22 protein-coding genes and 2 pseudogenes are annotated in these 18,726 nt (G+C 69.3%); 13 read left to right on the forward strand and 11 right to left on the reverse strand.

What is annotated here, in order from left to right; translation table 11 throughout:
* Position 1: 1 nt before the first annotated feature.
* From OG917_RS01620 to OG917_RS01630, 3 genes are all read right to left on the reverse strand, one after another.
* A complete protein-coding gene (locus tag OG917_RS01620) occupies positions 2 to 1,057 on the reverse strand; it encodes a polyprenyl synthetase family protein (protein WP_328315672.1) in 1,056 nt (351 codons plus the stop codon).
* Positions 1,050 to 1,334, reverse strand: a complete 285-nt coding sequence (locus OG917_RS01625) for a polyprenyl synthetase (protein ID WP_328315673.1) — start codon at positions 1,332 to 1,334, stop codon at positions 1,050 to 1,052. Before OG917_RS01625 ends, OG917_RS01620 begins: the two co-directional genes overlap by 8 nt.
* A gap of 420 nt (positions 1,335 to 1,754) precedes the next feature.
* A complete protein-coding gene (locus OG917_RS01630) occupies positions 1,755 to 2,513 on the reverse strand; it encodes a DeoR/GlpR family DNA-binding transcription regulator (protein ID WP_328315674.1) in 759 nt (252 codons plus the stop codon).
* Positions 2,514 to 2,562: 49 nt separating this feature from the next.
* On the opposite strand from OG917_RS01630, the gene OG917_RS01635 reads away from it, so the two are divergent.
* The 4 genes from OG917_RS01635 to OG917_RS01650 all read left to right on the forward strand — a co-directional run bounded on the left by OG917_RS01635 (position 2,563) and on the right by OG917_RS01650 (position 5,515).
* Entirely contained in the window at positions 2,563 to 2,946 is a 384-nt protein-coding gene (locus tag OG917_RS01635) for a DUF4406 domain-containing protein (protein WP_328315675.1), read from the forward strand.
* Positions 2,943 to 3,671, forward strand: a complete 729-nt coding sequence (locus tag OG917_RS01640; RefSeq protein WP_328315676.1) for an NUDIX domain-containing protein — start codon at positions 2,943 to 2,945, stop codon at positions 3,669 to 3,671. Before OG917_RS01635 ends, OG917_RS01640 begins: the two co-directional genes overlap by 4 nt.
* A gap of 162 nt (positions 3,672 to 3,833) precedes the next feature.
* Positions 3,834 to 4,397 carry a GNAT family N-acetyltransferase gene (locus tag OG917_RS01645; RefSeq protein WP_328315677.1) on the forward strand — a complete coding sequence of 188 codons (564 nt, stop codon included), beginning with the start codon at positions 3,834 to 3,836 and terminating at the stop codon, positions 4,395 to 4,397.
* A gap of 131 nt (positions 4,398 to 4,528) precedes the next feature.
* Positions 4,529 to 5,515 (forward strand): quinone oxidoreductase family protein, encoded by a 987-nt coding sequence (locus OG917_RS01650; protein ID WP_328315678.1) that lies wholly within the window; start codon positions 4,529 to 4,531, stop codon positions 5,513 to 5,515.
* Positions 5,516 to 5,592: 77 nt separating this feature from the next.
* Here OG917_RS01650 and OG917_RS01655 read toward each other — a convergent pair.
* Positions 5,593 to 6,579, reverse strand: a pseudogene (locus OG917_RS01655) (IS5 family transposase).
* A gap of 43 nt (positions 6,580 to 6,622) precedes the next feature.
* On the opposite strand from OG917_RS01655, the gene OG917_RS01660 reads away from it, so the two are divergent.
* From OG917_RS01660 to OG917_RS01680, 5 genes and pseudogenes are all read left to right on the forward strand, one after another.
* On the forward strand, positions 6,623 to 6,802 hold the full coding sequence (locus tag OG917_RS01660) for a CopG family transcriptional regulator (RefSeq protein ID WP_328315679.1): 180 nt from the start codon (positions 6,623 to 6,625) through the stop codon (positions 6,800 to 6,802).
* A 1-nt stretch (position 6,803) separates the two neighbouring features.
* The gene (locus OG917_RS01665) at positions 6,804 to 7,148 is read left to right on the forward strand and encodes a VOC family protein (RefSeq protein ID WP_328315680.1); all 345 of its coding nucleotides are present in this window, start codon (positions 6,804 to 6,806) and stop codon (positions 7,146 to 7,148) included.
* A gap of 20 nt (positions 7,149 to 7,168) precedes the next feature.
* Positions 7,169 to 8,026 carry a class I SAM-dependent methyltransferase gene (locus OG917_RS01670; protein WP_328315681.1) on the forward strand — a complete coding sequence of 286 codons (858 nt, stop codon included), beginning with the start codon at positions 7,169 to 7,171 and terminating at the stop codon, positions 8,024 to 8,026.
* Between the two features lie 363 nt (positions 8,027 to 8,389).
* Positions 8,390 to 8,818, forward strand: coding sequence for a VOC family protein (locus tag OG917_RS01675; protein ID WP_328315682.1), 429 nt, complete (start codon positions 8,390 to 8,392; stop codon positions 8,816 to 8,818).
* A 41-nt stretch (positions 8,819 to 8,859) separates the two neighbouring features.
* Positions 8,860 to 9,554 (forward strand): annotated as a pseudogene (locus OG917_RS01680) (IS5 family transposase).
* Between the two features lie 33 nt (positions 9,555 to 9,587).
* On the opposite strand, the gene OG917_RS01685 reads toward OG917_RS01680, so the two are convergent.
* The 7 genes from OG917_RS01685 to OG917_RS01715 form a co-directional block, all read right to left on the reverse strand.
* Positions 9,588 to 10,553, reverse strand: a complete 966-nt coding sequence (locus tag OG917_RS01685; RefSeq protein ID WP_328315683.1) for a phosphatidylinositol-specific phospholipase C — start codon at positions 10,551 to 10,553, stop codon at positions 9,588 to 9,590.
* 273 nt (positions 10,554 to 10,826) lie between these two features.
* Positions 10,827 to 12,053 carry a cytochrome P450 gene (locus OG917_RS01690; RefSeq protein ID WP_328315685.1) on the reverse strand — a complete coding sequence of 409 codons (1,227 nt, stop codon included), beginning with the start codon at positions 12,051 to 12,053 and terminating at the stop codon, positions 10,827 to 10,829.
* Between the two features lie 124 nt (positions 12,054 to 12,177).
* Entirely contained in the window at positions 12,178 to 13,443 is a 1,266-nt protein-coding gene (locus OG917_RS01695) for an NAD(P)-binding domain-containing protein (RefSeq protein WP_328315686.1), read from the reverse strand.
* The gene (locus OG917_RS01700) at positions 13,440 to 14,678 is read right to left on the reverse strand and encodes an NAD(P)/FAD-dependent oxidoreductase (RefSeq protein ID WP_328315687.1); all 1,239 of its coding nucleotides are present in this window, start codon (positions 14,676 to 14,678) and stop codon (positions 13,440 to 13,442) included. The genes OG917_RS01695 and OG917_RS01700 overlap by 4 nt, the downstream gene beginning before the upstream one ends.
* Positions 14,675 to 14,869, reverse strand: coding sequence for a ferredoxin (locus OG917_RS01705; protein WP_328315688.1), 195 nt, complete (start codon positions 14,867 to 14,869; stop codon positions 14,675 to 14,677). Before OG917_RS01705 ends, OG917_RS01700 begins: the two co-directional genes overlap by 4 nt.
* Positions 14,870 to 15,082: 213 nt before the next feature.
* The gene (locus OG917_RS01710; RefSeq protein WP_328315689.1) at positions 15,083 to 15,811 is read right to left on the reverse strand and encodes a TetR/AcrR family transcriptional regulator; all 729 of its coding nucleotides are present in this window, start codon (positions 15,809 to 15,811) and stop codon (positions 15,083 to 15,085) included.
* 333 nt (positions 15,812 to 16,144) lie between these two features.
* Positions 16,145 to 16,984 carry an SDR family oxidoreductase gene (locus tag OG917_RS01715; protein ID WP_328315690.1) on the reverse strand — a complete coding sequence of 280 codons (840 nt, stop codon included), beginning with the start codon at positions 16,982 to 16,984 and terminating at the stop codon, positions 16,145 to 16,147.
* Between the two features lie 92 nt (positions 16,985 to 17,076).
* On the opposite strand from OG917_RS01715, the gene OG917_RS01720 reads away from it, so the two are divergent.
* The 4 genes from OG917_RS01720 to OG917_RS01735 all read left to right on the forward strand — a co-directional run bounded on the left by OG917_RS01720 (position 17,077) and on the right by OG917_RS01735 (position 18,532).
* Entirely contained in the window at positions 17,077 to 17,448 is a 372-nt protein-coding gene (locus OG917_RS01720; protein ID WP_328315691.1) for a winged helix-turn-helix transcriptional regulator, read from the forward strand.
* Positions 17,449 to 17,462: 14 nt separating this feature from the next.
* A complete protein-coding gene (locus OG917_RS01725) occupies positions 17,463 to 17,615 on the forward strand; it encodes a hypothetical protein (RefSeq protein ID WP_328315692.1) in 153 nt (50 codons plus the stop codon).
* 107 nt (positions 17,616 to 17,722) lie between these two features.
* Positions 17,723 to 18,052, forward strand: coding sequence for a deoxyxylulose-5-phosphate synthase (locus OG917_RS01730; RefSeq protein ID WP_328315693.1), 330 nt, complete (start codon positions 17,723 to 17,725; stop codon positions 18,050 to 18,052).
* Between the two features lie 171 nt (positions 18,053 to 18,223).
* Entirely contained in the window at positions 18,224 to 18,532 is a 309-nt protein-coding gene (locus tag OG917_RS01735) for a hypothetical protein (protein WP_328315694.1), read from the forward strand.
* Positions 18,533 to 18,726 lie beyond the last annotated feature (194 nt).

Here is an 18,726-nt window from a genome sequence, read left to right on the forward strand (position 1 = left end):
GTCATGACTGACGGACAACGGCTGAGCCGACCAGGCCTGTGAGGGCCGCGGCGGCGGGGGCCGGCAGGCCGGCCCGGACGATCGCCGCAGTGGCGGCCTGCACGCGTTCGGCGATCAGGTCCTCGATCTGCCCGACAGCTCCGGTGCGCCGCATGATGTCCCGTACCTGATCGAGTCCCTCCTGGTCGAGGGTGCGGCGGCCGAGGAGCGCGCCCAGGACCTTACGCTCGGCGGTGTCGGCGGAGGCCCAGGTCGCTGCCAGCAGGGTGGTGGGTTTGTGCCCCACGAGATCGTCCATGTTCGACTTTCCCGTCACCTCGGGGTCTCCGAAGATCCCGAGGAGGTCGTCGCGCAGCTGGAACGCTTCCCCCAGCGGGAGACCGTACGCGCTGAACACCTCGAACAGGGCCGGCGGGCCGCCCCCCAGACGGCCGCCGATGTGCAACGGATGCTCCACGGTGTATTTGGCCGTCTTGTACCGGATGACCTGGAGGGAACTCCGCGCGTACGGACGGGAGCCGGTGCGCAGGATCTCCAGCGCCTCCCCTGCTATGAGCTCACGGGCGAGTACCGCCCACATCGGGCGCGCGCGGGCCAGATAGGACGCGGGCAGGCCGCACGAAGTGAACAGCTGCCCTGCCCACGACATCAGCAGGTCTCCGGCGAGCATGGCCAGTGCCCGGCCGCCGGCCTGACGACCCGTACGGCCGGTGAGTGCCCCCTGCAGCGCGATGTGGGCGGCAGGGGCTCCGCGCCGCACAGGGCTGTTGTCGATGAGGTCGTCGTGCACGACGGCAGCGGCGTGCACCAGCTCCATCGCCGCGGCGGCCCTGACCATCTCGTCGCAGTCCGGCTGCCCCGCCGCGCGCCAGCCCCAGTAGCAGAAGGCGGCCCGCAGTCGCTTGCCCTCCAGTGTGACCGCACACAACTGGGTTGCCAGCGGGGTCAGTTGTTCGTCGATGGCTGTCAGCTGGCCGACTTCCTGGTCCACGAACGAGGCGAGTATCCGGTCGACCCGGGCCTTGAACGCGACCCCCTCACTGCCGTGTTCAGCCATCGCAGGTACCGAGGCGGACGGCCGCACGGCGGGCCAGCAGCTCAAGATGCGGCTCCGGCACGGCCGCGTACCGCTCGACCGCCAGCCGGCCACGCGCCTTCAGGTCTTCCTCACCGTCCTGGGCCAGCTCAGCGAGGTCGGACCGCCCCAGGAGACCCCGCACGCCGCGCAGAGCCGACGCCGCACCACTCAGGGCGAGATCGACGACTCCGGCGACGAGATAGGCCGCATCCGCCCCACGATCCGACCCCTTCGAACCACTGCCGTCATCAGACACCAATGCGTCCTCCCCCATCAGCACAGGCCTGGCACTCGGCCCCCACACCATGCGGACCTCCAGGTTCGCAACACGGGCGGGCTCTCCGGGGGATGCGGCACTTTGACCACCTGATGGAGTGACCGGGCCGGGGAACGGAACGGCGAGCCCCGACGACTGCTACAGCCGCGGGAGCCGACAGCGAGGCGAGCCGGTCCCCCCGCGGACCCGGCTCAACAGCCGGCCCGGCGAATGGGCGCAGGCGGCACTGGCGCGGCACGGCCGCCGTCCAGCACCGGGACGGCGGCACAGTTGCGGCACGGCCGCCGTCCAGCAACGGGAAGCACGGCCTCGGCTGCGGTACGACGCTCGCCCGGTGGCCGCGGAGGGCTCTGGCCGATGCGCATCGCGGCCGGCGGTCAGGCGTGCCGCCCGCGTGCTTCAGCCGGCTGCCATGACCTCCACGCCGAGCGCCCTGAGCTGCTCCACGACCGCATCGTGAGTGTCGGTGTCGGTGATCAGTCCGCTGACCTTCTCCCAGGGCAGCACGCGGAACCGCGAAGCCGTCCCGATCTTCTCGGAGGACGCGAGGATGTAGGTTTCCGCGGCCCGTGCAGCCAGGGCTCGCTTCATCGCGGCCTCCTCGGCGTCGCCCGTGGTCAGTCCGGCCTCCGGGTGCACACCAGTGACGCCGAGCAGGCACAAGTCGGCGGTGACGTTCTGCGCCGCCTCGACCGCGGCGGCACCGCAGGCGACCGCCGAGTGCTTGAAGATGCGCCCCCCGAGCAGGAAGAGCTCGGCCTGCGGATGGTCGAGCAGGGCCGCGGCGATCGTCGGACTGTGGGTGATCACGGTGCAGGCCAGGTCCTCCGGCAGCGCACGGGCGACCGCGAGGGCGGTGGTTCCGCCGTCGAGGATCAGCGCACTGCCAGGACGCACCAGTCCGGCGGCCACCGAGGCGACCCGTTGTTTGCCGTCGGGGGCGACACCCTGCCGGGCGGCGTAGTCCGCCACCGCCGGCGACAGGGGCAGCGCGCCACCGTAGACCCGCTGGCAGAGGCCCTCGGCGGCCAGATCGCGCAGGTCGCGCCGCACGCTGTCCTCGGAGATTCCCAGTCCGGCGGCGACGTCCTTGGCGACGATCTTGCCCTCGCGAGCGAGCAGACCCAGCAGGTGGGCACGTCGTTCAGCAGCCAGCATGCACACTCTCTCCTGTTCTTGCACGTTTCTGCATGTATCGTAGCGCCCCATGACCGACAAGCCCATGCTGATCCTGATCGCAGGCCCCTACCGCTCGGGCAGCGGCGGCGACCCGCAGGCCATGGCCGCCAACCTCGCCCGTCTCGAAGCGGCCGCCTGGCCCGTATTTGCCGCCGGCCATCTCCCCGTGATCAGGGAATGGACAGCCCTGCCTGTCCTGCGCTCCGCCGGCGCGGGCCCTACCGGCCCCCTCGCCGACCAGGTGCTCCATCCGGCCGCCGACCGCCTGCTCGCCCACTGCCACGCCGTGCTGCGCCTGCCCGGCGAATCCGCCGGAGCCGACCAGAACGTCGCCACCGCCCGCCGCCGCGAACTGCCCGTCCACCACGACGTGTCCGAGGTCCCTCATCGCACCCCGCAGGAGAGCGCGTGAAGAGTCGCCCCGGCACCGACACCCCCGACCACCGCGGACGCACCGGCCTGGACCGGGCAGGCCGCGGTCTGGACCGCAACCCCGACGTCACGATCCGTGACGTCGAGCTCACGTCCCAGGGCTGGCACGTCCTGCGCCGCACCACCTTCGACTACCGCCGCCGCGACGGGCGTTGGGAGACGCAGCAGCGCGAGACCTACGACCGCGGCAACGGTGCCGTCGTCCTGCCCTACGACACCGGTCGCTGCCGCGTCCTGCTCACCCGCCAGTTCCGCTACCCGGCGTACGTCAACGACCACCCCGACGGCATGCTCATCGAAGCCGCCGCAGGGCTGCTCGACGCGGACGATCCGCCCACCGCCATCCGGCGCGAGAGCGCCGAGGAACTCGGCGTCACCCTGGGGCAGCTCACCCACGTCCTCGATGCCTACATGAGTCCCGGCTCCGTCACCGAACGGCTCCATTTCTTCGCCGCCCCCTACACTCCGGCCGACCGGACCGGAACCGGTGGCGGTCTGGAAGAGGACGGCGAGGACATCGAGGTCCTCGAAGTCCCCTTTACCGAAGCCCTCGCCATGACCCGCGACGGACGCATCACCGACGGCAAGACCATCCTCCTCCTGCAATGGGCAGCCCTGGACGGCCCCTTCGCCCCGCAGCGCGCACCCGCGGGCCATGCCGCTCCCGCCCCCAGCGCCGGACGGCCTGCCGCCTGCCCCCCGTAACCCACGGACGGGCGCCCTGACCTCGGCAACCTCCAGCCCGGCGAACAGGACCGGCCGGCCGCATCGTCCGGCTCCCCCTCCTGCGGCGTCATGGCAGAGCGCCCGCGCACTGCGGAGGGAAACCCGTTGGGCTGCCGGGCCTGCTTCAGGCATGATCGAATCGTGGACACCTTCCTGGAGACCGAGCGCCTGACCCTGCGTCACTTCACTGCCGACGACGCGGACCTGCTGATCGAGCTGGACAGCGACCCGGCGGTGATGCGCTACCTGACGGGTGGCAGCCCGACCGCGCCGGAGGTCGTACGCGAGCGCCACCTGCCGAACATCCTCGCCGGCTACGAGAAGTGGGGCGGCGACCTCGGACTGTTCGCCGCGCACGAGAAGGACGGCGGCGCGTTCATCGGCTGGTTCATCCTGCGACCCGAGCCGGAGGGCCCGCTGGACGAAGTCGAACTGGGCTACCGGCTGCGGCAGGCGGCCTGGGGCAGGGGTTACGCCACCGAGGGCTCGCGCGCCTTGCTGGACAAGGCGTTCGCTGAGCTCGGTGTGCGCATGGCCTGGGCTGAGACCATGTCCGTGAACCACGGTTCGCGCAACATCATGGAGAAGCTCGACATGACGCTCGCGGACACCATCCCCACCCCCTCCGACATGGAGATGGTCGAGGGATCCGAGCACGGAGGCGTGCGGTACGAGATCACCGCGGAGCAGTGGGGGCAGCAGTAGCCGCGGCAGGAGAGGTCGTTCCGCGCCCCGCGGTATCCGGCCGGAGCGCTGATACCCCGCAGCCTGGTGGTGCCACACCCAGGATGAGAGGACACTGTCCGCCGCGCTCCGCTGCATGCAGTATCGGTCTCATGAACGACAACGGCAGCACCCTGATGAAGGCAGTGACGATCCCCGAGTTCGGCGAGGCAGACGTACTTCGCCTCGCCACCCGGCCGGTCCCCGAGCCGGGGCCGGGGCAGGTCGCGATCGATGTGGAGTACGCGGGCGCCAACTTCGCCGAGGTCCTCTACCGGCGGGGTGTGGTGGACGTGCCGCTCCCCTTCGTGCCCGGCATCGAAGTGGCGGGCCGGATCCGGGCCGTCGGCAGGGGCGTGGAGGGCTTGAGCATCGGACAGCCGGTGGCGGCGCTCACGATCGTCGACAGTGGTGGTTACGCCGAAGTGGTAGTGACCTCAGCGGACCTGGTCGCTCCACTGGATGGTCCCGGCATCGAAATGAGCCTCGCCGCAGCGCTGCCCTCCAACAGCACCACCGCGTTTCTGGTGCTTGACCGGGTGGCCCGGATCGAGCCCGGAGAGAGCGTTCTGGTCCATGCGGCGGCAGGCGGTGTCGGCAGCCAGCTCGGCCAGGTCGCTCACCTCCTGGGCGCCAGTCGTGTGGTCGGCAGCGTGGGCAGCAGGACCAAGATCGATGCCGCAAAGAGTTTCGGCTACGACGAGGTGTTCCTGCGCGATGAGATCGCCGGCGCCGGCGAGTTCGACATCGTCGTCGACATGGTCGGCGGGCCCACCCGGCGCGCCAGTCTCGACCGGCTTGCCCCGATGGGACGTCTGGTCGTGATGGGTAATGCCTCGGGCGCCGAGGACATCGGTATCCCTGCCAATGAACTGTGGTTCACCAACAAGACCGTTTCCGGCTTCAACCTGGCGGCCTTCGCCGCAGCCTTCCCCGAGGAGGTGGGCCGGGCGCTGCGCCGCGCTGTACTCGCCGCGGCTGCAGGGGACTTGCGGGTGCAGGTCGAGACCATGCCGCTGGAGCAGGCCGTCGACGCCCACCGCCGTATCGAATCCGGTACGACCACGGGCAAACTCGTCCTTGAGGTCGCGGCGTCGTGACCCGCGGCCTGCCCCAGCCTCCCCGGCATCCGGCCTCATCACGCGGAGGCAGGACCAGGGCCTGTATGGAGTCGTGATCATTGAGTTGTCCGGGTGAGGTCCTTGATCCAGATCATGGAGGCGCGGAGGTGGAGTCCGACGAGGTAGCTCTCGGGGGTTTTGTCGTAGCGGGTGGCGATCCCGCGCCATGCCTTGAGCTTGTTGATCAGGCGCTCGACGGTGTTGCGCTCTTGGTAGAGCCCGGTGTCATGGGTGACGGGCCAGCCGCCGTGTCGGCCCTTCCTCTTCCGGTTGGTGACCTGGTCCTTCTTCTCCGGGATGACTGCCTTGATCCCGCGTTCGCGCAGGTGAGCACGGTTGCCGCGAGAAGAGTAGGCATTGTCCGCGGCGACCACGTCCGGCCGGGTGCGGGGACGCCCGACGAGCCCGCGGACGCGCACTTCGGCGAGCACGGGGATGAACTGCGGGCTGTCCGCGGCCTGTCCGGCGGCCAGGAGCAGGCCAGAGGCCGGCAGCGGCGGTCGGCAGCCAGGTGGATCTTGCTGGTCCGTCCGCCTCGCGAGCGCCCGAGCAGAGCGGTTCTCAAGCGGAGTTTGTGCCGTCGCCGGACGCGCCGCCGTTCGACCCGGGCGGGATCGGGGACGTCGTCCTGTCCGTCTTGTTCCTCCGTGCCGCCCCCTTTTGCCGGGCCGCCTCCGCCTCCGCCGCGGCCTACTCCGACGCGTCCAGGACGCCTTCCTCCAGGTGCATCCCGGCCGCGTCGTGGTGGGCCCGGGCAGTTGTAGAGCCACGCTCACCAGCGACAGGTCCACCCCGCCCCGCCCGGCCGCCTCGGCGATCATCCCGTCCAGCAGAGCCTCGAAGACCCCGGCGTCCCGCCACTGCCGGAACCGGTTGTGCACGGTGGACCAGGCACGGAACCGCTCCGGCATCGCCCGCCACTGCGCTCCCGAGCGGAACTTCCGGATCACGCCCTCGAACTGCTGCCGCAGCCGCTCGGGATACGGGCCGTACTCACCGATCGGCAGATACGGCTCGACGAACCCCCACCCCTCGTACGTCAGTTGCGCACGCTTGCTAGCATCCTAGAATGCTAGCATTGCGTGTGTGGGTGATGAGGAAGTCAAGCAATTCAACGTGTACCTGCCGATCGGACTGATCAAGCAGGTCAAGTACCGCGCCATCGAATCGGGCATGTCGTTGTCAGCACTCGTCGCTGACGCGCTGCGCGCCTACCTCGACGACGCCCAAGGGAACGATCAGCAATCGCCCGAGAAGGAGACCTGACATGACGACCGAAGGTATCGAGGCCGTTTTCCTGACGACGCACAACTGGGGCAAGGCGGCGAAGTTCTTCCAGGCGCTGGGCTACGAGCTGGAGTTCGCGACGGACCACAACTCCGGCCAGCTCCGCAACGGCGACGGTCCCTACGTGTTCATCGCCGAGGTTCCCCAGGACCAAGAGCCCCAGACACGGATCGTGCTGGCGGCGCCGGACGCAGACGCGTTCCGTCCCGATCCTGTCGTGGAGGTGGTCAAGCCGTTCGAGGACACCCATTACGGGACCAAGGAGATGACCGTCCGCGACCCCGACGGGCGCCTGTGGAGCCTCCAGGCTCCCGCCAAGAGCTGACTGCGACGAAGGGGAACACCGTGGCGCACGAGCAGATCGAGGCACCGGACAACACGGCGGTGCGGACCGCCCTGTGGCGGGCCATGCACCTCCAGGTCGACCCACCCCCGCACGTGGTTGAGGACGAGATCGGACTGCGTCTGGCGGCCCCCGGCGACGGCTGGCGCAACCGACCCGACATGGATCCTCAGGCCACCAGCGGGTTCCGGGCGGCCATCGTGGCCCGCGCTCGTTTCATCGAGGACCTGATCGCCGAGCAGGCCGACCGGGGCGTGACCCAGTACGTCATTCTGGGAGCCGGTCTGGACACCTTTGCCCAGCGCAAGCCGGATCTCGCCTCCCGCCTTCAGATCTTCGAGGTCGACCAGCCCGGCACCCAAGCCTTCAAGCGCCACCGCCTGGTCGAACTCGGCTACGGCATCCCCGACTGGCTGCACCTGGTGCCGGTCGACTTCGAGGCCGGCGCGTCTTGGTCCGAGCAGCTGTCCACTGCCGGCTTCGATCCCGGCCAGCCAGCGGTCATCGTCTCCACCGGCGTCACCATGTACCTCACCAAAGACACCACCGCTGCCACCCTGCGCCGGATTGCCGGGCTTGCACCCGGCTCAACGCTCGCCATGACCTTCCTACTGCCGACCGAACTGGTCGATGCCGCCGACCGCCCCGGCCTCCGGGCGAGTGGAGACGGGGCACGAACATCCGGGACGCCGTTCATCAGCTTCTACACCCCGCAGGAAATGCTGGCACTGGCCAGCGAAGCCGGCTTCAAAGGCTCCCGACATGTGCCGGGAGCCTTGCTCGTCGATCGCTACTTCGCCGATCGCACCGACGGCCTTCGCCCGTCAAGCGGAGAGGACCTGCTGCTGGCCACCACCTGACCCTCGTCAACGCCGTCTGTTCCGACCCGCTGTGACAAGCGCGGATACGTCTCCCTCGGCACTATCACCGCAGCTGCTCTCATTGTCTGGTTCCACTCGTGACCGCGATGCGGCGGATTCCAATGGCGGCTCAACCGACGGCCGGAGCACGGCCGATAAACGGTGTTGTCCCCGCCTGTGATGGTCGCTATGGTCGGCCGGGTGACTGCCGGGTCGGCCATGGGCCACGCACGAGTGAGGTTCCCGGCCTCGGCGTGAGCACGAGGCGGGCAAGAGGCCCGCCACCCTTCTCCGCGTCTTGGCCCCGGCGCCCGCATCCGGCGCCCCGTTCCAGCGGATCCCTAGACCGGAGATACACCACTGATGCCCTATGACCAGCAGTACCCGCATGAATCCGAGCTGCCGACGGCTGGCGTCCAGCTGAACCACACGGCTGTCTACGCAAGCGACCGATACCGGTCTGCCGAGTTCCTCGCCGTGATCCTGGGCCTGAAGGTCGCCGCCCCGTTCGGGCCGTTCTTGCCCGTCGACCTCGGCAACGGCGTGACGCTCGACTACTACGAGAAGAGGGACGAGCCGATCCAGTCGCAGCACTACGCGTTCCTCGTTCGTGACGAGCAGTTGGACGGCGTGATCACTCGTCTGGAGGCGCTCGGGGTCACCTACTACGCCGACCCCAGCCACACCGAACCCGGACGGATCAACACTCTGTTCGGGGGACGCGGCGCCTACTTCGACGACCCGGACGGTCACAACATGGAGGTCATGACTCGGCCTTACGCCCGCCCCTAGGGCCTGTCTTCAAGGGCTGTTGGTGGGGCATCACATGACGCCTGGTGCGCCGACATGAGCTCTCGGACGAAGAGTGGGACGTTCTGTCGGGGCTGCTTCCGCGGACGGACACGGGGCGGCCCCAGCGGGACGACCGGGTGGTGCTGAACGGGATCGTGTGGAAGCTGCCAACCGGTTCGGCCTGGCGTGATGTGCCGGAGAGGTACGGGTCTTGGCAGGCGCTGTACGCACGTTTCCGCAGGTGGGCGCTCGATGGCACGTTCACGCGGATGCTTGAGGCCGTTCAGGCTCAGAAGGATGCAGCTGGAGACGTTGACTGGCTGGTATCGGTGGACTCCACGATCACCCGCGCTCATCAGCACGCGGCCGGCGCCCGTAAAAAAGGGCAGGTCCCGCAGAAACGGCGCACGCTCGCGCCCTCGGACGATCCCGTGGCGGACTGACTGCCAAGATGCACCTCGCCTGCGACAGTCGAGGCATACGCAAGTAGCTGCGGAAACGGGGTATCCCGCATACCATCCCGGAACGGTCGGATCAACAGACGAACCGCCGCCGTCGCGGCAACAACGGCGGCAGGCCACCCGCTTTCGACAAGGAGCGCTACGAACAGCGCAACGTCGTCGAGCGCTGCTTCAACGCGTTAAAGCAGTACCGGGCCATCGCCACCCGCTACGACAAAACCCGCGAATCATACGAAGCGGCACTCACCATCGCGTCAATCCTGATGTGGATATGACCCTTTGAAGACAGACCCTAGGGGCCCGTGGCGTCAGTGCCAGTTCCAGTCGATGAGGGAACGCAGCGCGTCGGAGTGGAAGTCCGGGAAATCCATGGGGACGATCCCGAGGTGCGTACGGTCCGACGACCGGGCGTTCAGATAGCTCTGGACCCCGGGCATGATCGCGTCAGCGTTGACCTTGGGCCAGCCTCCGCCCGCGTAACTGGTGAAGTTGATGTACATCAGCGCCGAGCCCTGGTCGCCGGTGACGTTGTCGAACTGCTGGGTCACCTTCGCGGTCTTCAGGGACGGGCGGGACAACCCCTGGTAGATGTCCTGGAGCGAGAACCACTGGTTGGACAGGAAGTCGTTGTCCCCCGCGGGCCATTGCAGGACCGGCCAGTCATTGTCGAACTGGGCGATCAGGACGATCCGGCCGCGCGCCTCACCGAGCGTCGGCGCCCGGTCGGTGAGGAGGAACCGGGAGCGCCAGCCCTTGGTGTCGAGGTAGACGTTCAGGATGTCCTTGAAGCGCGCACCGACGTCGTTGTCCGTGCCGTTCTCCTTCTTCAGCCGCATCACGATCGTTTCGCCCGGATGCTGCCCCAGGAAGTCGCTGCACTGCGCGAGCACCTCGTCGAAGGTGATGCCTTGGTAGAACGCTGCGTGGTAGATCCCGAACGAGTCGTCGGGATGCCCCTGGAGACCGTTGGCTCGGATGTCCAGGAACCGAACGCCGCGCTGGAGCTGCTCGGTGATGCCCCAGTTCTGCGTGTGCGACCACTCGGTGCCGTTGGCGGGGTCGGTACAGCAGGAGTCGTGAGTGCCGGGGATGGTCATCCGCAGCAGGGACAGCGCGTCAGGAAGCGCGCCCATCCAGTCGGCGGGTATCGCGCTGCCGGTGGTGGCGGCCGTACGCAGTGGGGTGGCGGCCCGCGCGGTGCCGCCACCGGCGACGAGAGCCGTGGCCGTAACAGCGGCGACCGAGTGTATGAGGGATCGACGGGTCAGTGTCATGAGGCGGTTACTGCCCCACCAGAGGCCGTTCGCAACATCTGTCGCCGGAATGGCTGCGGCGGGTGGCCGGGGCCGGCCGCAACCGGTACCGGATGACGGCCGGGCGGACGTACCGGCATGGGCTGAGCGCACCTGGGCGAGCCCGCCTGGAGGCTCACCACCCGGCGCCCCCGCATGCCCCCGCGGACGCCTTGCGGGGCATGCGGGTTCGCACGGGCCCAGGTTCCGCCTGCGAGGCGAAACCGGGACGCCGCAGACTGCCGGCCCGAAGGGTCAGCGGGTGACCATGAGCTGCTTCACCGCGTAGTTGGTTCCGAGTACGTCCATCGGTATCTCGTCGACCGGGACCGCGAGCCGGAGGCCGGGGAAGCGGTTGAACAGCCGCGGCAGAACCGTCTTCAGCTCGGCGCGGGCGATGTTCTGGCCGAGGCACTGGTGAACGCCGTAGCCGAAGGCCAGGTGGCGGGTCATCTTGCGGTCGAAGTCCGGGATGTCGGGGTCGGTGAAGATCCGCGGATCACGGTTGGCGGCGGGCATCGCCACCACCACCAGGTCGCCGGCCGCGATGGTCTGCCCTGCGATCTCCACCTCCTCAAGCGCCACCCGGCCGAGGCCGAACTGCACGATGGTGAGGTAGCGCAGCAGCTCTTCGACCGCCGGTCCCGTCTTCTCCGGGTGCTCCACCAGGTCGAGGCGCTGCTCGGGGTGGGTGAGGAGGGTCAGTGAGGAGAGGCCCAGCATGCTGGCCGTGGTGTCGTGGCCGGCGAAGAGCAGCAGCACCCCCATCCCGATGACCTCGTCGTCGGTCAGGAACCCGTCATCGGAGTCCGCGTGCCCGATCAGTTCGGACAGAATGCCGTCCTGGACCTTCGTCCGGCGCTTCTCGGCGACCAGTTTGGTGATGTAGTCGACGAGCCAGTGCGCGCCCGCGTCCCGCTCCGCACGGGGCCTGCTCATGTCCATGAGCTGCTCGGTCGCCTCGTGGAAGCCGTCGCGGTCCGCGTAGGGAACGCCGAGCAGCTCGCAGATCACCAGGCAGGGGATCGGCAGAGCGAGGGCCTGGATCAGGTCGAAGGTGGCAGGGCCGGCCTCGATCGCGTCCAGGTGCTCGTCCACGATCCTGTCGATGTACGGCTGGAGATTCCTCGCCACCGACTTGGGAGTGAAGCGCCCGGACAGCAGCCGCCGGTACTGACCGTGGTCGGGTTCGTCCATCATCACGAACGTCGGGTTGAACGGCGCGTCGTGGCCGGCTTCCGCCGCCTCGCCCTCGGGCGTGTCGTGGCGAGGGCGGCGTGCGGACATCTTCGGGTGGCCGAAGACCTCGCTCCCCTCATCGAAGCGCGTCACCAGCCACCCCGAAGTCCCGTTGGGAAAACGGACCTTGAGGATCGGCTGGTCCTCGCGCAGCGCGGTGTACTCGGCCGGCGGGTCGAGCAGGGAGGTACGGATGACGGGCATGGCGGGCAGTGCCTCGCCCGTGTGGGTCCGGGAAGTCATGGGCGCTCCAAAGGCTGCGGTCTCCGAGGACGGAACCGCGCGGTGGGGGTGGGCTGGGGGCAGGCGCGGGGTGCGCCGGTGTCGTGGCTCGGTCGACGCCCGAACGGTCCGGGTCGACCCGGGCTCAGGCGCGTGGCGGGGCGTCGGTTCTGGCCGCGATGGCTTCCTCTATGCCGGTCCTGACGGCTGTGGCGTTGCCCCAGCCGACGTAGAGTGCCAAGTGGAGCGTGGCTTCGCGCAGTTGCCGGGCATCGAGCTCGCCGTTGATGAGTGCGCCCTCCGTCTGGATCCGGATCAGGTCGCCGCGTCCCAGAGCGGCGGTGGCGCCGAGCACCAGCAGGCGTCGATCGCGCACCGACAGGGCAGCACGGGACCACACCTCGCCGAACAGATGGCCGACGGTGGCGTCGGTGAAGGGCTCCCCGGTCGGGGCGTCCGGCATGGCATCGCTGAACCCCGGCCCGTAGACCTGGTCCATCAGTGCCAGGCCTCGCCGGTAAGCCGTATCCGGGTCGTGGTCAGGTGCCTCCGGCGCCGCATCCGGTACGGCAGAGGGAAGTTCCAGGGTGTCAGCGGCCCGCTCGCGGGTGACTGCGACGGCCGGAACGGGAACCCCCAGGGTCTCGGCGAGGTCCAGCGCGGCGTCGAGATCCTTGGTCATCAGCGGCGTGATCTGCCGGACGACGGCCTCGGGCAGCTTCCCGTCCTCACCGCGCATCCCGAGGAGTTGCAGCAGGGTGCGCCCCAGCGGATCGGCCGTCTCGATCACCTCGGCCAGCCGGGCGGGGGCGACGCCCGCCGCCGAGGCGAGTGCGGCCGCTTCGTGGACAGTGCGCCAGGTGCCGTACGTGACCGCGTTCCGGGCGATCTTGGTGGCCATGCCCGCGCCGGACGGGCCGCAGTGAACGACCTTCTTCGACCAGTCCTCCAGGACCGGACGAGCGGCTTCGACCACCTCGGTGTCCCCTCCCACGATGGCCACCATGCCGTGATCTGCGGCCTTGTCGCCGGGGGTGACACCGCAGTCGAGAAAACCCACGCGGTGCCCGGCACAGGCAGCCGCCAACTCCCGCACCACCGGAAGGGCGACCGTCGAGAGGAGGACGACGGTGGAGCCGGGGCGGGCGGTGGTGAGCAGGCCGTCCTCGCCGGTGATCGCCCGTCGGGCCTGGTCGGCGTCGACGACGGCGACCATCACCACGTCGCTGGTCGCGGCCACCTCGGCCGGTGAGGCCAGGACGTCCGGAACGCCGGGCAGCGGATCTGCCGCATCGGGGCGTACGTCGTAGACCGCCGGGACGCGGCCGCTGCGGGCGAGACTGACGGCGACCCCGCCGCCGATCATGCCGAGGCCTATCACTCCGGCCCGACCGGCCGTCTGCGCCGTCATGACGTACTTCCCGTCGCTGTTGTTGCGGCCGGCGCGATGCCTGCCGTGTCGAGCGGTTCACCGGTCACCACTGCATTCCGCCAACTCCTCACCGCACGGCTCATGTTGACTCCGGCCACACCGCAGACCCGGCCGTTCCTGCCGTACAGGGCGACCAGCTTGCGCGATGCCGTCGAACCTTCCACGATCCGGACGCTTTCGGCGTCACGCGTCGCACCGTAGATCTGGATCTTGAGGTCGTACTGATCGGACCAGACGTAGGGCACCGGCGCGAACGGCATCGCACCGCCGGGTCCCGCGAGGATGTTCCGGGCCACCGCGAGCCCCGCTTCGGAGGCATGGGTGCGGTGTTCGACACGGGTGGGCTCGCCGGTGACCGGGTGGGTCCAGCAGGCCACGTCCCCAGCGGCCCACACACCGTCACCGGCCTGCAAGGTGGCGTCGCAGAGCACGCCGTTGCCGACCGGCACGCCGCTGCCCTTCAGCCAGTCGATGCCTGGGCGGGCGCCGATGCCGACCAGGACGACGTCCGCCGCCACGGTCCTTCCGTCGGCCAGCCGGATGCCGGTCGCACGTCCTGCGTCGTCGTGGAGGACACCCCGCACCAGGACGCCGGGCTCGATCCGTACCCCGTTCTCACGGTGCGCCTGCGCCAGCATCGCGCCGAGTTCCGCGCCGAGGCTGTCGGCGAGCGGTGCCGCGGCGTCGGTGATCATGGTCACCTCGCAGCCCAGTCCCCTGGCCACGGAGGCCGCTTCGGCGCCCACGAAGCCCGAGCCGACGATCGCCAGCCGGGTTCCGGGCCGCAGCGCGGCGCGCAGGGCGAGGGCGTCCTCCAGCGTGCGCAGGGTGTGCACGCCGCTGAGTCCGTCCACGCCCGGGAGGTGCCTGGCGCGCGCCCCGGTGGCCACCACCAGATGCCGGTAGCCGATCCGGCCACCGTCGGCCAGAGTCACCTCGCGACGGTGGATGTCCAGGGCGACTGCCGCACTGCCCAGCCGCAGGTCCAGACCGAGTGCGTCGAGGGCTTCGGGCGTCCGCAGCGCCAGACGGTCGGCCTGCCACTGCCCGGAGAGGAGCTGCTTGGAGAGCGGGGGGCGGTCGTAGGGGAGATGAGTCTCGTCGCCGACGAGGATGAGCGGGCCGGTATAGCCGCCCCGGCGCAGCCCCTCGGCGGCGGCGAGGCCGGCCGCCGAGGCACCGACCACCACAACCGGCCCGGTGGGGTCACTCACACCACCACCTCGATGGCCGCGGCCGGGCAGACGGCTGCGGCCTCGCGTACCGCATCGAGCCGGTCTGCGGACGGGTCGGCGTCGAGAAGGACCACGACACCGTCGTCGTCGCGCTGGTCGAAGACGTCGGGCGCGGCCAGGACGCACTGACCGGCGCCGCAGCACTTGTCGAAATCGATGTGGATGTTCACAGGAATACCTCCGTCACGCCCCGTGGGGGGGTGGGCAGCGTGCAGTCGGGAGCACCGGAGCAGTTACGTTCCCCTGTCACCTAACTAAGTTCAGTCACGTACGTTAAACCCCCCGGATCGGCGGTGCAATCCGGGGGGCGTGTTTTCCCTTACTGCTGACACCCGGCCAACAGACCTGACCAGAAGCCCTGTTGCAGGGAGCGGCAGGGAGCGCTACTCCTCGGGGCCGCCACCCGTGAGGATCGAGCGGATCATTCGTGCCGCTTCCGTGTCGGTCGCCGGAGGGCAGGGAGCGCCCTCCACCGCCTGCGGGACCAGGGAATCGACCAGCCCTGCCGCCAGCTCATCGGTCAGGGCCCCTGAACCCTCGTCCGCCATCAGCGCGTGATGCAGGGCGATCGACCCGTGCAGGCCCGCCCAGAGCGTCTGGGCCGCCTGCTCGTCCGGCAGCGACACAGGATGGCCGGCCGCGCGACAGCGCGCGAACCCCTCCCGCAGCGACTGGCTGATATGGCGGGAGGGGTGCCGGTGCAGCCGGCTCACGGTCACCTGTGGCTGCCGGGTCTCGTACATCAGGCGGTAGTGTCCCGGGAGTTCGCGCGCGAACCGGCAGTACTCGCGGGCCTGGGCCTCCAAGCGCTCCCTTGCGGAGAGCTCCGCCGCTGCGGTCCGTGCGTCCGCGGCGCGCATCCGGGCCGCCAGATCCGCGTACTTGTCCTCCAGGGCCGCCCACACCAAGTCGGCCTTGTCCGAGAAGTGCAAATAGATGCTGGGCGCGGCGACGCCTGCCTCCCGCGCCACCGCCCGCATGGTCAGCTTTTCCGCGCCGCCCCATTCGTCCAGCAGCCGCGCCACCGCGTCCAGGATCTCCCGGCGCAGCTGTTCCCCCTGACCTCGCGGACTCCGCTCCCGCCGCCCGCTGCCGCCCGCGTCCTTGGCCATCTCACCCTCTTCCCGTTAGTACCGGAAACAATAATCCGGCAGTCGTGGCAGGCCGGGCGGGCCCCATACGCCGGGACGGCCGGCTTGAGTCCTGACCCCACCGGGGCGAACCGTGACCGGGCGCGGCACCGGATCCGGGCAACGCCCCCACGGTCCCACGGCCGACGGATCGGCCGCACGGCGATTCACTGCGGCGGCGGCGTCCGTTCCAACCCGGCAGGGGGCCGCGCCGGCGTCAGCTCGGGGTCAGGCTCCTCGACGGTCAAGCAGTGGACCGCTCAGCAGTCGGTCGCCGGGCACGAGAGCAGTTAGTTCCCGCGGCGCTGACCGGTCTCAGCGGAACGCGGCGGCATTGCGGGCGGCCCAGTCGGCGAAGGAGCGCGGGGCGCGGCCGAGGACCCGCTGGACGTCCGGGCTGACGCGCAGCTCCGCGGGGCTCGGGGAACCGAGGATGTCCAGAGTGTCGTCGGCGAGTTCCGCCGGCATGCTCCGGGTCATGGCGGTCTTGGCCTCGTCCCGGGTGAGCTCGTGGAATTTCACCGGCGAGCCCAGCGCGGCGGCGATGGCCTCCGCCTGCCCGCGGGGACTGATCACCTCCGGCCCGGTCAGCTCGTAGACGCCGCCTGCGTGCCGGTCGTCCAGCAGGCAGGCTGCCGCGACCGCGGCAATGTCCGCCGGGTCGATGACCGGCACCCCGACATCACCGAAGGGTGCGGCGACGGCCCGTTGGGTGCGGACGGAATCCGCCCACCACAGGGCGTTGGAGGCGAAGCCACCCGGCCGCAGGACGGCCCACTCCAGGCCGGAGTTCCGCAGCGTGTCCTCCAGTGCGCGCATCGCGATCCGCGTGTGCCCGGAGGGTCTGGTCGCCACGCCCTGCGTGGAGAGCAGGACCACCCGGCGGACCCCGGCGGCCGCCGCTTCGCCGATGATGTCGGCAGGGTTGGCCCCGGCGGCGTGCAGGTCGCCGGAGAGCAGCAGGAACAGCGCCCTCGCCCCGGCCAGCGCCTGCTTGAGACCGGCCGGTTCGGCCAGGTCGGCCACCATGTGGCGGGCGCCGCTGGGCACCGCCGCCGTGTGCCGTGACACCGCTGTCACCTGCCGGCCGGCCTCGGCCAGTGCCTGCGTCAACGGCCGGCCGATATTTCCGGTAGCCCCGGTTACCACGATCATGATCAGCTCCTTGTCGGATGTCCACCGTGGCCGTCACGTTAGGAGCGTGGGCTAACTTTTGGTAAGGACATACCTTGAGGTAAGTTCATGACATGACGGAAGGCTCGCAGGCTGGACAGGCCGAGACGGGGAAGCGGTATGACGTGTTTCACACCGACTGCCTCGCGCGCGATGTGGTCGACCATGTGACCAGCAGGTGGGGCATCTGGGTACTGATCGCCTTGCGCAGCAACAACCTCCGGTTCTACGAGCTGCGCGAGAGCATCCAGGGCATCAGCGAGAAGATGCTCGCCCAGACTCTGCGCGCACTGGTTCAGGACGGCCTGATCTGGCGGGAGGTCGAGCCGACGACACCACCTCAGGTCACCTACGGGCTGACCGAGTTCGGCCGGGACATCGGCGAGCCGTTGACGGAGCTGTTCGACCGGATCACCCGGCGGCTTTCGTCCCACAGCGCGGCATAGCGTGACAGCGGCTGATGCACAGCCGCGACGCGATGGCCGACCTGCTGAGCCAGGCCGGCACCCTGCTCCAACAACGCCCTCCGGCCACCCTGAACATGTTGCACGACCTCCAGACTCAGCCCTCGCAGGAAGTGGCCGACATCCTGTGGACCCGGCCGGAGCTGTGACTGAGCGTTTGAGTCAGGCAGTCGAGCAGGACGGTTCGGCCCCGCACGCACCCTGAAGCAAGAAATACTGCCTGGTCCGCTTGTGAGGCGATCCCTAAGGTGGGCGCATGACCCATGGGAAGACCTCGTACGCCTGCCTCGCATGCCGGGTCTCGTACAAGCAGCCCTACGACCGTACGAGGCAGCGGATCTGTCCGCGCTGTGCGGAGCCGATGCTTCATGCAGGGTCGGCTTTCGCCGCGCCCCGGCGTCGGGACCTCGCAGGGTGGCGGACCCTCGCCGTACTACTGAACGCCGGCGTGGGCTTTCACAAGAGCTGCTGCGGTGGGCCCGGGTACCGGCCCCGGACTCCACGAGAGGTGCGTGAACGGATGGCCTACGCCCGGCGCAGTGGCGAACCAGCCGTCAAGGCGCTCGTGCGAAGTGACGTGCCCTGACCGTGATCGCTCAGCCGGCCGGCCGGATCGAATACTCACCGGCCGACTGAAGCGCTCAGTCACACCGGCTGCGGACCGAGCGCGGGTGAAGGCGCGGCCGTTTACAGTGCGACCAAGCCGTACGCCTGAGCGTGGGCTCTCATGGATACGCGACGCACCGGACCAACCGAAATGGGCACGATGAATCCCGAGGACGAAGGACACGATCCGCAGCTCGCGGCGCCCGAGGTCAGCGTCGAGGCCGACGGACGACTGACCGTCCCCGCGCAACATGTCACGGAGCTCTTGCGGTCCATCGCCCGCACCTGGCAGGCCAGCACCCGCAGCGGGGTGCCCGTACTCTCCACGGAAGCCGGCCCGGACGTCAGCCTTGAACCCGTGACCGTCCGCTCCCTCGCCGATGCTTTGGACAACATCGCCAACCAACTCGACGTCCAGTACATCCACATCACCACCCGCAGCCACGGAGCCGATGACTGACACCGGGCGCCCTTTCGGCCCGTTGTTTCTGATGCGAGAAACGCTACGTTGCATTCACGCTCCAGGCAATATGTTTGCCCGAAAGGCATCTATTTAGTTCAAGGGCGGATCTTCACTGTAAGGGCTCTGATTCAAATGCAACAACGACCCCTTTTCCGTTGCAATGAATTGGAAGGGAATGCCAGAACGAAGAG

Source organism: Streptomyces sp. NBC_00388, assembly GCF_036061255.1.
Lineage (GTDB): Bacteria > Actinomycetota > Actinomycetes > Streptomycetales > Streptomycetaceae > Streptomyces.

What these genes read in the sequence shown, in the direction of transcription:
- OG917_RS01620 (WP_328315672.1), bottom strand. Translation starts at nt 1,057, where the DNA reads ATGGCTGAACACGGCAGTGAGGGGGTCGCGTTCAAGGCCCGGGTCGAC.
- OG917_RS01630 (WP_328315674.1), bottom strand. Translation starts at nt 2,513, where the DNA reads ATGCTGGCTGCTGAACGACGTGCCCACCTGCTGGGTCTGCTCGCTCGC.
- OG917_RS01635 (WP_328315675.1), top strand. Translation starts at nt 2,563, where the DNA reads ATGACCGACAAGCCCATGCTGATCCTGATCGCAGGCCCCTACCGCTCG.
- OG917_RS01650 (WP_328315678.1), top strand. Translation starts at nt 4,529, where the DNA reads ATGAACGACAACGGCAGCACCCTGATGAAGGCAGTGACGATCCCCGAG.
- OG917_RS01665 (WP_328315680.1), top strand. Translation starts at nt 6,804, where the DNA reads ATGACGACCGAAGGTATCGAGGCCGTTTTCCTGACGACGCACAACTGG.
- OG917_RS01675 (WP_328315682.1), top strand. Translation starts at nt 8,390, where the DNA reads ATGCCCTATGACCAGCAGTACCCGCATGAATCCGAGCTGCCGACGGCT.
- OG917_RS01685 (WP_328315683.1), bottom strand. Translation starts at nt 10,553, where the DNA reads ATGACACTGACCCGTCGATCCCTCATACACTCGGTCGCCGCTGTTACG.
- OG917_RS01690 (WP_328315685.1), bottom strand. Translation starts at nt 12,053, where the DNA reads ATGACTTCCCGGACCCACACGGGCGAGGCACTGCCCGCCATGCCCGTC.
- OG917_RS01695 (WP_328315686.1), bottom strand. Translation starts at nt 13,443, where the DNA reads ATGACGGCGCAGACGGCCGGTCGGGCCGGAGTGATAGGCCTCGGCATG.
- OG917_RS01710 (WP_328315689.1), bottom strand. Translation starts at nt 15,811, where the DNA reads ATGGCCAAGGACGCGGGCGGCAGCGGGCGGCGGGAGCGGAGTCCGCGA.
- OG917_RS01715 (WP_328315690.1), bottom strand. Translation starts at nt 16,984, where the DNA reads ATGATCGTGGTAACCGGGGCTACCGGAAATATCGGCCGGCCGTTGACG.
- OG917_RS01720 (WP_328315691.1), top strand. Translation starts at nt 17,077, where the DNA reads ATGACGGAAGGCTCGCAGGCTGGACAGGCCGAGACGGGGAAGCGGTAT.
- OG917_RS01725 (WP_328315692.1), top strand. Translation starts at nt 17,463, where the DNA reads ATGCACAGCCGCGACGCGATGGCCGACCTGCTGAGCCAGGCCGGCACC.
- OG917_RS01730 (WP_328315693.1), top strand. Translation starts at nt 17,723, where the DNA reads ATGACCCATGGGAAGACCTCGTACGCCTGCCTCGCATGCCGGGTCTCG.
- OG917_RS01735 (WP_328315694.1), top strand. Translation starts at nt 18,224, where the DNA reads ATGGGCACGATGAATCCCGAGGACGAAGGACACGATCCGCAGCTCGCG.